The 13,606-nt window shown below is 70.9% G+C and carries 13 protein-coding genes; 7 read left to right on the top strand and 6 right to left on the bottom strand.

Annotation, left to right across the window (positions count from 1 at the left end):
• Positions 1-21: 21 nt before the first annotated feature.
• The 4 genes from D3A60_RS13550 to D3A60_RS13535 all read right to left on the bottom strand — a co-directional run bounded on the left by D3A60_RS13550 (position 22) and on the right by D3A60_RS13535 (position 2,982).
• Complete coding sequence (locus D3A60_RS13550; protein ID WP_119719303.1) at positions 22-495, bottom strand: DnrO protein; 474 nt, start codon at positions 493-495, stop codon at positions 22-24.
• 294 nt (positions 496-789) lie between these two features.
• Positions 790-1,494 carry a pirin family protein gene (locus tag D3A60_RS13545; protein WP_119719302.1) on the bottom strand — a complete coding sequence of 235 codons (705 nt, stop codon included), beginning with the start codon at positions 1,492-1,494 and terminating at the stop codon, positions 790-792.
• A 14-nt stretch (positions 1,495-1,508) separates the two neighbouring features.
• Positions 1,509-1,913, bottom strand: a complete 405-nt coding sequence (locus tag D3A60_RS13540) for a DoxX family protein (protein ID WP_119719301.1) — start codon at positions 1,911-1,913, stop codon at positions 1,509-1,511.
• Positions 1,914-2,088: 175 nt separating this feature from the next.
• A complete protein-coding gene (locus tag D3A60_RS13535) occupies positions 2,089-2,982 on the bottom strand; it encodes a LysR family transcriptional regulator (RefSeq protein ID WP_119719300.1) in 894 nt (297 codons plus the stop codon).
• A 101-nt stretch (positions 2,983-3,083) separates the two neighbouring features.
• Here D3A60_RS13535 and D3A60_RS13530 point away from each other — a divergent pair, with 101 nt between their 5' ends.
• Together D3A60_RS13530 and D3A60_RS13525 are read left to right on the top strand one after the other, a co-directional pair.
• Positions 3,084-3,887, top strand: a complete 804-nt coding sequence (locus tag D3A60_RS13530; RefSeq protein WP_119719299.1) for a dioxygenase family protein — start codon at positions 3,084-3,086, stop codon at positions 3,885-3,887.
• Entirely contained in the window at positions 3,884-4,564 is a 681-nt protein-coding gene (locus D3A60_RS13525) for an alpha/beta hydrolase (protein WP_119719298.1), read from the top strand. Before D3A60_RS13530 ends, D3A60_RS13525 begins: the two co-directional genes overlap by 4 nt.
• A gap of 7 nt (positions 4,565-4,571) precedes the next feature.
• On the opposite strand, the gene D3A60_RS13520 is transcribed toward D3A60_RS13525, so the two are convergent.
• Complete coding sequence (locus D3A60_RS13520) at positions 4,572-4,883, bottom strand: hypothetical protein (RefSeq protein WP_119719297.1); 312 nt, start codon at positions 4,881-4,883, stop codon at positions 4,572-4,574.
• A 75-nt stretch (positions 4,884-4,958) separates the two neighbouring features.
• On the opposite strand from D3A60_RS13520, the gene D3A60_RS13515 reads away from it, so the two are divergent.
• From D3A60_RS13515 to D3A60_RS13495, 5 genes are all read left to right on the top strand, one after another.
• Positions 4,959-5,375, top strand: a complete 417-nt coding sequence (locus tag D3A60_RS13515) for a group III truncated hemoglobin (RefSeq protein WP_119719296.1) — start codon at positions 4,959-4,961, stop codon at positions 5,373-5,375.
• 38 nt (positions 5,376-5,413) lie between these two features.
• Positions 5,414-8,026 (top strand): Fe/S-dependent 2-methylisocitrate dehydratase AcnD, encoded by a 2,613-nt coding sequence (gene acnD, locus D3A60_RS13510; RefSeq protein WP_119719295.1) that lies wholly within the window; start codon positions 5,414-5,416, stop codon positions 8,024-8,026.
• A gap of 1 nt (position 8,027) precedes the next feature.
• On the top strand, positions 8,028-9,242 hold the full coding sequence (prpF, locus tag D3A60_RS13505; RefSeq protein ID WP_119719294.1) for a 2-methylaconitate cis-trans isomerase PrpF: 1,215 nt from the start codon (positions 8,028-8,030) through the stop codon (positions 9,240-9,242).
• Positions 9,243-9,291: 49 nt separating this feature from the next.
• Positions 9,292-9,645, top strand: coding sequence for a 6-carboxytetrahydropterin synthase QueD (queD, locus tag D3A60_RS13500; protein WP_119719293.1), 354 nt, complete (start codon positions 9,292-9,294; stop codon positions 9,643-9,645).
• Between the two features lie 176 nt (positions 9,646-9,821).
• Positions 9,822-10,217 carry a phasin family protein gene (locus D3A60_RS13495; RefSeq protein WP_119719292.1) on the top strand — a complete coding sequence of 132 codons (396 nt, stop codon included), beginning with the start codon at positions 9,822-9,824 and terminating at the stop codon, positions 10,215-10,217.
• 303 nt (positions 10,218-10,520) lie between these two features.
• On the opposite strand, the gene D3A60_RS13490 is transcribed toward D3A60_RS13495, so the two are convergent.
• A complete protein-coding gene (locus tag D3A60_RS13490; protein WP_119719291.1) occupies positions 10,521-13,592 on the bottom strand; it encodes an efflux RND transporter permease subunit in 3,072 nt (1,023 codons plus the stop codon).
• Positions 13,593-13,606: the final 14 nt, after the last annotated feature.

Below are 13,606 nucleotides of genomic sequence, written 5' to 3'. Positions count from 1 at the left end.
GCCGCGCAGCCGCCACGCCAGTCAATCCGGCTTCGACGCGCCGTTTGTCGCCGGCCCCTGCGCGAACTGCCGCTCGTAGTCGCGCAGCGCGTCCTGCATCGGCGCGATCGCGGCGGTCTGCGTCGGATCCCGCTGCAGCGCCGCCGCGCCGGACATCAGCGGCACCAGGATCGCGTGCAGCGCGGCGTCCGCATCGGCCGGCAGCGTGCACTTGGCGACGATCTCGTTGGCGTGGCCCCGGATCTTCGCGGCCAGGATCGCCGCCTGCTCGGGCCCGATGTGCCCGTGCCGGTAGTGATCGAGCGCATCGACCGCGACGCGGATGCCGCGCATGTTCTCGGCCAGCGTGGCATCGGCGACCCAGCGTTGCGCAGGCGCCGCGTCGGTCGTGGCAGGCGACGCAGGGTGGTGGTCCGCGTGGTCCTGCGCGTGCCCGGGCGCGCCCGCGAGAGCCATGGCAAGGACGACGGAGAAGGCGGTCAGGGACGGGCGCATGGCGGCTTCCTTTAAGGCTGGCGTCCAGCGTCGTGCGGTGCGGCGTCATTCGCCCTGATCCAGGTCATGGCGGCCGTCGATGGTTCGTCGGCACCGGCGTCGGGGCCGGATCGGCCGTGCGGCCCCGCAGTTGACCGAAGGGTCCGGCACGCCCACCGCTTCGCAACTGACGGCTTGTCCGCCCGGGGTTGCGGCCCGCGGCCGGCCCCTACGAAAGGGCTCGGCCATGCGTGGCGGCGTAAAGCCAGCACGCGTGGCGCGCGATGCCATGTGCGCCACGCGTGGACCGGCGCGTCACTGCGCCGGGAGGTCGAACACCAGCAGTTCGGCGCCGCTGCCGCGCTCGATGCGCACGGCCTCTTCGTCCGCGTACAGCAACGCGTCGCCGGCGACCAGCTCGCGGCCGTTCACGACCGCCGCGCCCTTGACCACGTGCACGTAGCCCAGGCGCCCGGGCGCCAGCGCGAGCTCGGCCGCTTCGTCGGAGTCGAACAGCCCGGCGTACAGCCGCCCGTCCTGGTGGATCGTCACCGAACCGTCGGCGCCGTCCGGGCTGGCGACCAGCCGCAGCCGGCCGCGCTTCTCGGATTCCGGGAACGCCTTCTGCTCGTAGCTCGGCGGGATGCCGGTGAACTTCGGGACGATCCAGATCTGCAGGAAGTGGGTGACGCGGTCGCGCTCGTGGTTGTACTCCGAGTGCGTCACGCCGCGGCCGGCGCTCATGCGCTGCACCTCGCCGGGGACGATCGACGCGCCGTTGCCCATCGAGTCCTGGTGGCCGAGCGCGCCGTCGATCACGTAGCTGATGATCTCCATGTCGCGGTGGCCGTGGGTGCCGAAGCCCTGGCCGGGCTGCACGCGGTCTTCGTTGATCACGCGCAGCGGGCCCCAGTGCACGTGGCGCGGGTCGTGGTAGCCGGCGAACGAAAAGCTGTGCCAGGACTCGAGCCAGCCGTGCCGGGCATGGCCGCGCTCGTTGGCGGGACGCAGGGTGATCATGTCGATGCTCCGTGTCAGGCGTGGGCGAGGCGGTTGGGCTTGCGCTGCAGCAGGCGGTCGAGGCTGTAGTCGCCCGCGCCCTGCGCGGCCAGCACCAGGAAGCCGCCGGCGATCGCGATGTTCTTGAAGAAGCTGTTGAACTGGTTCGCGTCGGCCAGATCGAAGTGGAACAGCACGCCGCTGGCGACCGAGAACGCGGCCAGCGACAGCGCGGACCAGCGGGTGAACAGGCCGGCGAGGACGGCCAGGCCGCCGCCGATCTCGAGGGCGATCACCAGCGGCAGGAGGCTGCCGGGCACGCCCATGGCGTCCATGTAGCCCTGGGTGGCGGCATAACCGCCGCCGAGCTTGGCGACGCCGGCGAGGATGAAGAGCAGGGCCAGACCGGTGCGGCCGGCGAGGAGGGCGGAGTGGTTCATGGCGGTGGTATCCCGTGGTTGAAGGGCGACCTGGGCGGAGGTGCCGGTCGACGGGACGCAGTATGTTTGCCTCCATCGAAGCAACAAACCGCCGCTCCGTGGAATCATCGGACCGGATTTCGAGACAATCGAGCGGCGCGCCGCGGCAGGATGGACTGGCGCCCTCCCCCGGCCGCTACCAGCGCGGGCTCGCGAACGCCTCGACGAGGTGGTCGATCAGGCGCCGGGTCTTCATCGGCAGGTGCTTGCGGGTCGCGTAGACGACGTGCACGCCGAGCTCGTTCGAGCGGTACTCGGGCATCAGTTCGACCAGCGTGCCGCTGGCGAGGTCGGCGCCGACGATGAAGTCCGGCTGCAGGACGACGCCCTGGTGCTGCAGCGCGACGGTGCGGCAGGTGTCGCCGCTGTTGGTGCGGATGCGCGGCGCGACGCGGACGGTCACGTCGCCATCCGGGCCGCGGAACGTCCAGTCGTCGCCGCCGGCGGCGTAGCTGTAGGCGAACATCTGGTGCGCGGCGAGCTCGCGCGGATGCGCAGGCGTGCCGTGCGCGGCGAGGTAGGCCGGCGACGCGCACAGCACCACGCGCGTGGTCGCCAGCCGGCGGCTGACCAGCGACGGGTCCAGCCGGTTGGTGATGCGCACGGCGGCGTCGTAGCCCTCCTCGACCAGATCGACGACGCGGTCGTTGAGCGTCACGTCGATCGCCAGCCGCGGGTTCGCTTCGAGGAACGCCGGCCACAGCGGCGCCAGGTGCAGGTTGCCGAACGACAGCGGCGCGTTGATGCGCAGCAGGCCCGACGCCTCGCCGCCAGTCGAGGCCGCCTCGGCCTCGAGCTCCTGCAGCTGGCCGACCAGTTCGACCGCGCGCTCGTGGAAGCGCTGGCCGTCCTCGCTCAGCGACAGGCGCCGCGTGGTCCGGTGCAGCAGGCGCACGCCCAGGTGCGCCTCGAGCTCGGCGACGTGCCGCGACACCGCCGCCTTCGACAGCCCGGTGGCGTCGGCGGCGCCGACGAAGCTGCCGGCGCGCACGACGGCCAGGAAGCTGGACAGCTGCTGGAGGTCGAGCATCGATTGCCTCGGTTTCGTGGACGGTGATTCACTCTACGCCACGTTTATCGCGCGATGTGGCGCCAATAGAGTGGAATCCAGCCCACTCCCGAGGAAGCACGATGCCGCGCGCCCCGTCCCTCTTTGTTTCCCACGGCTCGCCGATGTTCGCGCTGGAGCCGGGCCGGCTCGGCCCGACGCTGCGGCAGGTCGGGGCCGGCCTGCCGGACCTGACCGCGATCGTCGTGGTCTCGCCGCACTGGCAGACCCGCGGCGTGCGCGTCACCGGCGCCACCACGCTCGAGACGATCCACGACTTCAGCGGCTTCCCGCCGCCGCTGTACGCGCTGCAGTACCCCGCGCGCGGCGCGCCGGAACTAGCGACGGACATCGTCGCGCTGCTGGCCGCGTCGGGGTTCGACGCCGCGTCCGACTCCGCGCGCGGTCTCGACCACGGCGCGTGGGTGCCGCTGCGCTACCTGAAGCCGGCGGCCGACGTGCCGGTGCTGCAGGTGTCGCTGCCGCACGACCTCGACGCCGCCGGCGCGCTCCGCCTCGGCCGCGCGCTGGCGTCGCTGCGCGAGCGCGGCGTGCTCGTGGTCGGTTCCGGCAGCCTGACCCACAACCTGTACGAGTTCCGCCAGCACGTGGCCGACCCCGAGTACGCGCAGGCGTTCGCCGACTGGATCGCCGATGCCGTGCAGCGTGGCGACGTCGACGCGCTGGTGGGCTACCGCGACCGCGCCCCGCACGCCGCGCGCGCGCACCCCACCGAGGAGCACTACCTGCCGCTGCTGGTGGCGCTCGGCGCGAGCGCGCCCGACGAGCCGCGAACGCTGCTTGCCGGCGGCATGACGTACGGCACGCTGTCGATGGACTCGTTCGGATTCGGGCTCCCTGTGGACGGGCACGCGGAGGCGGCATGACGGCCGCGCTTCGCGAAGACGCGCCGCTGCCGTACCGGGCTCTCGGCACGGAGAAGGCACCGCGACGCATGCTCGTGCTCACGCACGGCGTCGGTGGAAACGAGCTGAACCTCGCCGGGCTCGGCGCCGACGCGCCCGCCGACACCGCGGTCCTGCTGGTGCGCGCGCCACTGAAGCTCGGGCCGGCGGAATACGCGTGGTTCCCCGTGCGGTTTACAGCCGCGGGACCCCACCCGGACCTGGAGGCCGCGGAAGCGAGCCGGCAGCGGCTCATCGAGTTCATCGACGCCATGCAATCCCGACTCGACGTGGAGCCCGCCGCCACCGTCGTCGCGGGCTTCAGTCAGGGCGGGATCATCAGCGCGAGCGTCGGCCTGACCCGGCCTGACCTTGTTGCAGGCTTCGGCGTACTCGCCGGTCGCATCCTGCCCGAGATCGAGCCGATCCTCGCCGACCGCAATGCGCTTGCTCGCGTACACGCCTTCATCGGCCATGGGCGCGACGACGCGAAGCTGCCCGTGGACTGGGCGACGCGTGCCGATGCCTGGCTAACCGCGCTCGGCGTGCCGCACCAGACGCGGCTGTACCCGGGCGGACACGCGATCGCGACTGCCATGCAACGCGACCTGCTCGCGTGGTTAGGCGCGGTCACGCGGCACGCGGCCGCTCGCGCCTGACGTCAGCTCAGCCGCTGCATCCGCCGCAGCAGGTCGACGGCTGGCGGACGATGTCGCGCGCGGTGACCGCGCAGCCCAGGTGGCCCAGCAGCCGGCACAGCTCGTGCTCGTCGAGCGTGCTGGACACGCGCAGCTGACGGCCGTCGGGCGACACGTCGTAGACGGCGGCGGGGTCGGCGGCGCGCAGGGCGCGCTCGAGGGCGGCGGGGGCCGGCAGCGGGCCGGCCGGGATCACGTGGCATTCCATCGGGTGCTCCATCGCGTTCGGGGTGCCGGCATGCTCGGCGGCCGCGATCGGCGGCGCGATGACCTGGGTCAAGGGCGCGTCAGCCGGCGCGGGCGAGACTGGCGACCCGCCCTCTGCACGCCGACCCCAGTCGCCCTGCCCGCCCCCATGCCGCCCGATCACACCCTGACCGAAGCCGACCTCGTCGCGCTGGTCGACCGCTTCTACGAACGCGTGCAGCGCGACGCCGTGCTCGGCCCGGTATTCAACCCGGCGGTGCACGACTGGCCGGCGCACAAGGCCACGCTGGTCGACTTCTGGTCGTCGGTCGCGCTGGGCACGCGGCGCTACCGCGGCAACCCGATGGGCATGCACCGGCCGCACCCGATCACCGCCGCGCATTTCGAACACTGGCTGGCGCTGTGGAGTGACACCGCGCACGACGTCGTCGGGCCGGACAACGCACGCGTGCTGGCGGGCTTCGCCGAGCGGATCGCCACCAGCCTGCGCTATGGGCTCGGACTCGACCAAGGTCGGCGTCCGCTGGGGCTGCCGATGGCGGGCCCGGCTCGACGGGAGGAGTAAAATCCCGGGTTTGCCGCATCGCGCCCGCAGAGCCCGCCATGAATTCGACGCACCGCAAGCCCCTTCCCGGCACTTCGCTCGACTATTTCGACGCGCGCGAGGCGGTCGACGCGATCCGGCCGGGCGCGTGGGACGCGCTGCCGTACACCTCGCGCGTGCATGCCGAGAACCTGGTGCGTCGCGCCGAACCCGAGCGGCTGGCCGACTACCTGACCCAGCTGATCGAGCGCCGCAGCGACCTGGACTTCCCGTGGTTCCCGGCGCGCGTGGTGTGCCACGACATCCTCGGGCAGACCGCGCTGGTCGACCTCGCCGGCCTGCGCGACGCGATCGCCGAGAAGGGCGGCGACCCGGCGCAGGTCAACCCGGTGGTGCCGACCCAGCTGATCGTCGACCACTCGCTGGCAGTCGAGGCGCCGGGCTTCGACAAGGACGCGTTCGCGAAGAACCGCGCGATCGAGGACCGCCGCAACTTCGACCGCTTCCACTTCATCGACTGGACCAAGCGCGCGTTCAAGAACGTCGACGTGATCCCGCCGGGCAACGGGATCATGCACCAGATCAACCTGGAGCGGATGTCGCCGGTCGTGCACGCGGTCGACGGCGTCGCCTACCCCGACACGCTGGTCGGCACCGACAGTCACACGCCGCACGTCGACGCGCTCGGCGTGATCGCGATCGGCGTCGGCGGACTGGAGGCCGAGAGCGTGATGCTCGGCCGCGCCTCGTGGATGCGCCTGCCGGAGATCGTCGGCGTCGAGCTGGCCGGCAGGCCGCAGCCGGGCATCACCGCGACCGACGTCGTGCTGGCGCTGACCGAGTTCCTGCGCCAGTCGAAGGTCGTTGGCGCGTACCTGGAGTTCCGCGGCGAAGGCGCCGCGGCGCTGACGCTCGGCGACCGCGCGACGATCTCGAACATGGCGCCCGAGTACGGCGCGACCGCCGCGATGTTCTTCATCGACGACAAGACCATCGACTACCTGCGCCTGACCGGACGCGACGACGCGCAGGTCCGGCTGGTCGAGACCTACGCGAAGCAGGCCGGCCTGTGGGCCGATGCGCTCGCCACCGCGCAGTACGGGCGCACGCTGCACTTCGACCTGTCGACGGTGGTGCGCAACATGGCCGGCCCGTCGAACCCGCACAAGCGCCTGCCGACCTCGGCGCTGGCCGAGCGCGGCATCGCGACCGGCATGGCCGCGCCGCGCGCGCAGGAGGCCGAGGGCCTGATGCCCGACGGCGCGGTGATCATCGCCGCGATCACCAGCTGCACCAATACGTCGAACCCGCGCAACGTGATCGCCGCCGGCCTGCTGGCGCGCAACGCCAACGCGCGCGGGCTGACCCGCAAGCCGTGGGTCAAGACCTCGCTGGCGCCGGGCTCCAAGGCGGTGCAGCTGTACCTGGAGGAGTCGAAGCTGCTCGGCGAGCTCGAGCAGCTCGGCTTCGGCATCGTCGGCTTCGCCTGCACCACCTGCAACGGCATGAGCGGTGCGCTCGATCCGGCGATCCAGAAGGAAGTGATCGAGCGCGACCTGTACGCGACCGCGGTGCTGTCGGGCAACCGCAACTTCGACGGCCGCATCCACCCGTACGCGAAGCAGGCGTTCCTCGCGTCGCCGCCGCTGGTGGTCGCCTACGCGATCGCCGGCACCGTGCGCTTCGACATCGAGAAGGACGTGCTAGGCATCGACGCCGACGGGAACGAGGTGCGGCTGAAGGACCTGTGGCCGTCCGACGCGGAGATCGACGCGATCGTCGCGTCCAGCGTCAAGCCCGAGCAGTTCCGCGCGGTGTACGACCCGATGTTCACGTTCGCGGTCGATCAGGGCGCCAAGGTCAGCCCGCTGTACGACTGGCGCCCGCAGAGCACCTACATCCGACGCCCGCCGTACTGGGAGGGCGCGCTGGCCGGCGCGCGCACGCTGACGGGCATGCGCCCGCTGGCCGTGCTCGGCGACAACATCACCACCGACCACCTTTCGCCGAGCAACGCGATCCTGCTCGACAGCGCGGCCGGCGAGTACCTGGCGAAGATGGGCCTGCCGGAAGAGGACTTCAATTCGTACGCGACCCACCGCGGCGACCACCTGACTGCGCAGCGCGCGACGTTCGCGAACCCGAAGTTGCTCAACGAGATGGTCCGCAACGCCGACGGCACCGTGCGCCAAGGCTCGCTGGCGCGGATCGAGCCGGAAGGCCGCGTCACCCGCATGTGGGAGGCGATCGAAACCTACATGGCGCGCAAGCAGCCGCTGATCATCATCGCCGGCGCCGACTACGGCCAGGGGTCGTCGCGCGACTGGGCGGCGAAGGGCGTGCGCCTGGCCGGCGTCGAGGCGATCGCCGCAGAGGGCTTCGAGCGCATCCACCGCACAAACCTGATCGGCATGGGCGTGCTGCCGCTGGAGTTCCTGCCCGGCACGACGCGGACCACGCTCGGCATCGACGGCACCGAGACCTTCGACGTCGTCGGCGCGCGCACCCCGCGCGCGACGCTGACGCTGGTGATCCACCGCCGCGACGGGGAGCGCGTCGAGGTGCCGGTGACGTGCCGGCTCGACACCGCCGAAGAGGTGTCGATCTACGAAGCCGGCGGCGTGCTGCAGCGCTTCGCCCAGGACTTCCTCGACGCGTCGAAGGCGGCCTGACATGGCGCACGCACCGCAGCGCCACGCCCCCCAGTTGAAGGTCCCCGCCACGTACATGCGCGGCGGCACCAGCAAGGGCGTGTTCTTCCGCCTCGACGACCTGCCGCCGGCGGCGCGCGTCCCCGGCCCGGCACGCGACGCGCTGCTGATGCGGGTGATCGGCTCGCCCGACCCGTACGGCAAGCACACCGACGGCATGGGCGGGGCGACGTCGAGCACCAGCAAGTGCGTGATCATTTCCAGGGCGACCGTGCCCGACCACGACGTCGACTACCTCTACGGGCAGATCTCGATCGACACCGCATTCGTCGACTGGAGCGGCAACTGCGGCAACCTGTCGTCGGCGGTCGGTCCGTTCGCGATCGCGCACGGCCTCGTCGACCCGGCCCGCGTGCCGCGCAACGGCGTCGCCACCGTGCGCATCTGGCAGGCCAACATCGGCAAGACCATCGTCGCGCACGTGCCGGTGGCCAACGGCGAGGTGCAGGAAACCGGCGACTTCGAGCTCGACGGCGTGCCGTTCCCGGCCGCGGAGATCCAGCTCGAGTTCCTCGATCCGGCCGACGAGGGCGACGGCGATGACCGCGCTGCGACCGGCATCTTCCCGACCGGCCACCCCGTCGACGTGCTCGAGGTTCCGGGCGTCGGCACGTTCGAGGCGACGCTGATCAACGCCGGCATCCCGACGATCTTTCTCGACGCGGCCGCGCTGGGCTACACCGGCAGCGAGCTGCAGGGCGCGATCAACGAGGACCAGGCCGCGCTGGCGCGGTTCGAGGCGATCCGCGCGCACGGCGCCGTGCGCATGGGCCTGATCGCCGACGCGTCGCAGGCCGCCACGCGCCAGCACACGCCGAAGGTGGCGTTCGTCGCCCCGCCGCACGAGCACGTCACTTCGAGCGGCAAGACCCTGCGCGCCGATGACGTCGACCTGCTGGTGCGCGCCCTGTCGATGGGCAAGCTGCACCACGCGATGATGGGCACCGCGGCGGTCGCGATCGGCACCGCCGCGGCGATCCCGGGCACGCTGGTCAACCGCGCGGCCGGCGGCGGCGCGCGCGAAGCGGTGCGCTTCGGCCACCCGTCCGGCACGCTGCGCGTTGGCGCGGCCGCAACCCTGGTCGACGGCCAGTGGACCGTGACCAAGGCGGTCATGAGCCGCAGCGCGCGCGTGCTGATGGACGGCGCGGTGCGGGTGCCGGCCGACGGGTTCTGACGCATCCGCCCCTGCGGGACCGCCGCGGACCGCGTGCGACAATGGCGCGATGGACATCTTCAAGGTTTTCACCCTCGAGGCCGCGCACCGGCTGCCGAACGTGCCGCCGGGCCACAAGTGCGCGCGCCTGCACGGCCACTCGTTCCGGGTCGAGCTGCACGTCAGCGGCGAGATCGGTGCCGACACCGGCTGGGTGATGGACTTCGCCGACGTCAAGGCGGCCTTCAAGCCGCTGTACGACCGTCTCGACCACCACTACCTCAACGACATCGAGGGGCTGGAGAACCCGACCAGCGAGCGGCTGGCGGTGTGGATCTGGGAGCGGCTCAAGCCGGCCCTGCCCCTGCTGAGCGAGGTCGTGGTCCACGAGACCTGCACTTCGGGCTGCCGCTACCGGGGCTGAGGCGGGCCTGCCGGGCGTGGGTCCCGCGAGCCTGCGGCCGCCGCGCGAGCGTCCCAGCGGTCCGCCTGAACGGATTCAGCCGCGCGCACCCGCCCCGATGTTGCACCGCACCAAAACCGCCGGTATGCTGCACCGCACAATCCGACTCCCTCCCCCGGATTGATCAGGAGCACGCCATGTACCAGCAGTTCAACGAACAGTTTGCCGCCGCCACGCGCCAGTTCGCCGACACGGCTGCCCAGTTCAACCGCATCGCCCTCGAGAACGCCGAGGCCGTGTTCGGCCTGCAGATGGCCGCCCTCGAGGAGCGCACCAACGCGACGTTCGCGTTCTTCGGCGAAGTCGCCGAGGTCCGTGACCCGGAAGCCATGAAGAACCTGTGGCCGAAGGGCGTGCAGATCGCCCGCGAGAACGTCGAGCGCGCCGTCAGCACCGGCCAGGAAGTCTTCGGCCGCACGATGAAGGCGAACGAGGCCCTCGGCCAGATCGCCAAGTCGCAGGTCGAGTCGGCGGTCAAGAAGACCCAGGCCGAAGTCGAGAAGGCCACCAAGTCGGCCAAGTCCGGCAAATAAGCCCCACCGTCTCTCTCTCCGCCCCCGCGGAACACGAAACCCGGCAGCGCAGGCTGCCGGGTTTTTTGTTGGCTGCGATTCGACGAGCGCCGGGGCGCGGTGCGTGCCTGCGTCGACGCTTTCCCGCGTCGAGCGACGACCGCTGCCGGCGTCGAACGCACCGGGCACGAACTGCGGCGGGATCCGGCCCTCGGCGTCCCCCCATGCCTGGCGAACGCCGCGCGCTTCGTCGCGCAATCCCCGGCGGCCGCAAACGACGAAGCCGCCCGAAGGCGGCTTCGTCATCGCGCATGACCGCGCCCGTCAGTGCGCCGGGCTGGCCTCGCCGCGCGCGCGCATCGCCGCGGTGATCCGGCTGCGGTCGCGGCCGAGCAGCAGGTAGACGACCGGCACGACGAACAGGGTGAACACCGTGCCGATGCCCATGCCGCCGACGATGACCCAGCCGATCTGGTTGCGCGCCTCGGCGCCGGCGCCGGTGGCGATCGCCAGCGGCAGCGAGCCGAGCACCATCGCGCCGGTGGTCATCAGGATCGGGCGCAGGCGCAGCGCCGACGCTTCGATCACCGCGTCGAGCTTGCTCCGGCCCTGCTCCTGCAGCTGGTTGGAGAACTCGACGATCAGGATGCCGTGCTTGGCGATCAGTCCGACCAGCGTGACGATGCCGATCTGCGAGTAGATGTTCCAGCTGCCGCCGTCGGTGAGCTTCAGCGCGAGGAACGCGCCGAACGCGGCGAGCGGCACCGCCAGCAGGATCACGAACGGATCGATCCAGCTTTCGAACTGCGCGGCCAGCACCAGGAAGATGAACACCAGCGCGAGGCCGAAGATCAGCGCGAAGTCGCTGGACGACTCGCGAAACTCGCGGCTCTGCCCCGACAGGTCGTACTGCGCCTCGGGCGCGACTTCGTCGAGCGCCTGCTCCATCCACGTCAGCGCCTCGCCCATCGAGTAGCCGGGCGCGAGGCCCGCGCTGATCGTCGCCGAGCGCAGCTTGTTGAAGTGGTTGAGCTCCTTGGCCGCGACCGTCTCCTTGACGTCGACCAGGTTCGACAGCTGCACCATCTGGCCGTCACCGGCGCGCACGAAGATGTTGCTCAGGTCGCCCGGCGTGCGGCGGTCGGCGTCCTCGACCTGCACGATCACGTCGTACTGCTCGCTGCCCATCTTGAAGCGGGTCACGTTGCGTCCGCCGAGCATCGACTCGAGCGTGCGGCCGACGTTGGCCACGCTGCTGCCGACGTCGGCGACCTTGTCGCGGTTGACGTCGATCGTCAGCTGCGGCTTGTCGAGCTTGAGGTCGGTGTCCGGATTGGTCAGCTGCGGGTTCTCGGCCATCTTGGCCATGAGCTGCTGCACCGTGGCGCCGAGCTCTTCCCACGTGCCGGTGCTCTGCACGACGAAGCTGACCGGCTGGCCGAACCCCTCTTGGCCGAGCGGCGGCGGCAGCACCGGGAACGCCATCACCCCCGGGATGCCCATGAACTGCGGGAACAGCCCGCCCTGCACGTCCTGCGACTTGCGGTCGCGCTCTTCCCAGTCCTTGAGGCCGACGAAGCCGATCGTCTGCGTGATCGACGGGAAGCCGACGATCTGGAAGTAGCGGTCGACCTCCGGCACCTGCGCGAACATGCCTTCCATCTGCCGCGCGTACTTGTCGGTGTAGTCGACGGTCGAGCCTTCCGGCGCGATGCCGAAGCCGATCACCAGGCCCTGGTCCTCCTGCGGCGCCAGTTCGTTCGGCAGCAGCGTGAACAGGCCGAGCGCGGCGGCGAAGATCGCCACGCCGGCGCCGACCACGACCCAGCGCAGGCGCAGGCCGAGCGTCAGCAGGCGGCGGTAGGTGTCGTCGATCCAGCGCAGCACCTTCTCGCCGGCATCGTAGAACCGGCCGTGCTTCTTCTCGTGGCGCAGCAGCTTCGACGACATCATCGGCGACAGGGTCAGCGCGGTGAAACCCGAGACCAGCACCGCGCCGGCCAGCGTCAGCGCGAACTCGACGAACAGCTTGCCGGTGCGGCCGGTCGAGAACGCCAGCGGCACGTACACCGCGACCAGCGTCAGCGTCATCGCGACGATCGCGAAGCCGATCTCCTTGCTGCCCTTCAGCGCCGCCTCGAACGGCGGCATGCCTTCCTCGACGTGGCGGAAGATGTTCTCGAGCATCACGATCGCGTCGTCGACAACCAGGCCGATCGCCAGCACCATCGCCAGCAGCGTCAGCGTGTTGATCGTGAAGCCGAACGCGTACATCAGCGCGAACGCGCCGATCAGCGACACCGGGATCGTCACCAGCGGGATCAGCGTCGCGCGCCAGCTGCGCAGGAACAGGAAGATCACCACCACGACCAGCAGCACCGCCTCGGCGATGGTCTTGTAGACCTCCTCGATCGACTTCTCGATGAAGATCGTCGAGTCGTAGGCGATGTTGACCTTGACGCCCTCGGGCAGGGTCTTCTGGATCTCCGGGATCATCGCCTTCAGCGCCGACGAGATCTCCAGCGGGTTGGCGACGGCCTGCTTGACCACGCCCAGCGGCACCGCGTCGACGCCGTTGAAGCGCGCGCGGAAGCGGTCTTCCTGCGATCCGAGTTCGACCTTGGCGACGTCCTTGAGCCGCACCAGATAGCCGTTGGACTGGCCGAGGATCACCTCGCCGAACTCCGCCGGCGTCTTCAGGTCGGTCTCCGACAGCACGGTGAACTCGCGCGCGCTGCCTTCGACGCGGCCGGCCGGGATCTCGGCGTTCTGCGCGCGCAGCGCGTTCTCGACGTCGACCGGGGTCAGGCCGAAGCCGGCCAGCCGCTGCGGCTGCAGCCACACGCGCATCGCGTAGCGCACGCCGAACACCTGCGCCTGGGCGACGCCGGGAATCGTCTGCACGCGGTCCTTGACCAGCCGGTCGGCCAGGTCGGCCAGCTCGGTCTTGCTGTGGCGGTCGGACGAGAACGCCATCCAGATGATCGGCTGCGCGTCGGCCTCCTGCTTCTGCACGATCGGCTCGTTGGCCTCCTCGGGCAGGAAGTCGCGCGCCTGGCCGACCCGGTCGCGCACGTCGCTGGCCGCGCCGTCGGGGTCGCGGTCGAGGCGGAAGCGGATCGTGACCTGGCTGGACTGCTCGCGGCTGACCGACGAGATGTACTCGATGCCCTCGACGCCGGACAGCGCGTCCTCGATCGGCTGGGTGATCTGCGATTCGATCACCTGCGCGCTGGCGCCGGGGTAGCTGGTGTTGACGGTGACGACCGGCGTGTCGACGTTCGGGATCAGGCGCACGGCCAGGCGGTCGTACGCGACGATGCCGATCAGCACGACGACGATGTTGATCACCCAGGCGAAGACCGGGCGACGGATGGAGATGTCGGACAGGACCATGGGGGAGGTTTCCT

This window comes from Cognatilysobacter tabacisoli, from assembly GCF_003586305.1.
In the GTDB taxonomy this organism is placed as follows: Bacteria; Pseudomonadota; Gammaproteobacteria; order Xanthomonadales; family Xanthomonadaceae; genus Cognatilysobacter_A; species Cognatilysobacter_A tabacisoli.
Note: the sequence above shows the minus strand (reverse complement) of the source record. Positions and strands in the feature narration are given on the sequence as shown.

Coding starts and splice junctions, on each gene's coding strand:
- D3A60_RS13550 (WP_119719303.1), bottom strand. CDS start 495: ATGCGCCCGTCCCTGACCGCCTTCTCCGTCGTCCTTGCCATGGCTCTC.
- D3A60_RS13545 (WP_119719302.1), bottom strand. CDS start 1,494: ATGATCACCCTGCGTCCCGCCAACGAGCGCGGCCATGCCCGGCACGGC.
- D3A60_RS13540 (WP_119719301.1), bottom strand. CDS start 1,913: ATGAACCACTCCGCCCTCCTCGCCGGCCGCACCGGTCTGGCCCTGCTC.
- D3A60_RS13535 (WP_119719300.1), bottom strand. CDS start 2,982: ATGCTCGACCTCCAGCAGCTGTCCAGCTTCCTGGCCGTCGTGCGCGCC.
- D3A60_RS13530 (WP_119719299.1), top strand. CDS start 3,084: ATGCCGCGCGCCCCGTCCCTCTTTGTTTCCCACGGCTCGCCGATGTTC.
- D3A60_RS13525 (WP_119719298.1), top strand. CDS start 3,884: ATGACGGCCGCGCTTCGCGAAGACGCGCCGCTGCCGTACCGGGCTCTC.
- D3A60_RS13515 (WP_119719296.1), top strand. CDS start 4,959: ATGCCGCCCGATCACACCCTGACCGAAGCCGACCTCGTCGCGCTGGTC.
- acnD (WP_119719295.1), top strand. CDS start 5,414: ATGAATTCGACGCACCGCAAGCCCCTTCCCGGCACTTCGCTCGACTAT.
- prpF (WP_119719294.1), top strand. CDS start 8,028: ATGGCGCACGCACCGCAGCGCCACGCCCCCCAGTTGAAGGTCCCCGCC.
- queD (WP_119719293.1), top strand. CDS start 9,292: ATGGACATCTTCAAGGTTTTCACCCTCGAGGCCGCGCACCGGCTGCCG.
- D3A60_RS13495 (WP_119719292.1), top strand. CDS start 9,822: ATGTACCAGCAGTTCAACGAACAGTTTGCCGCCGCCACGCGCCAGTTC.
- D3A60_RS13490 (WP_119719291.1), bottom strand. CDS start 13,592: ATGGTCCTGTCCGACATCTCCATCCGTCGCCCGGTCTTCGCCTGGGTG.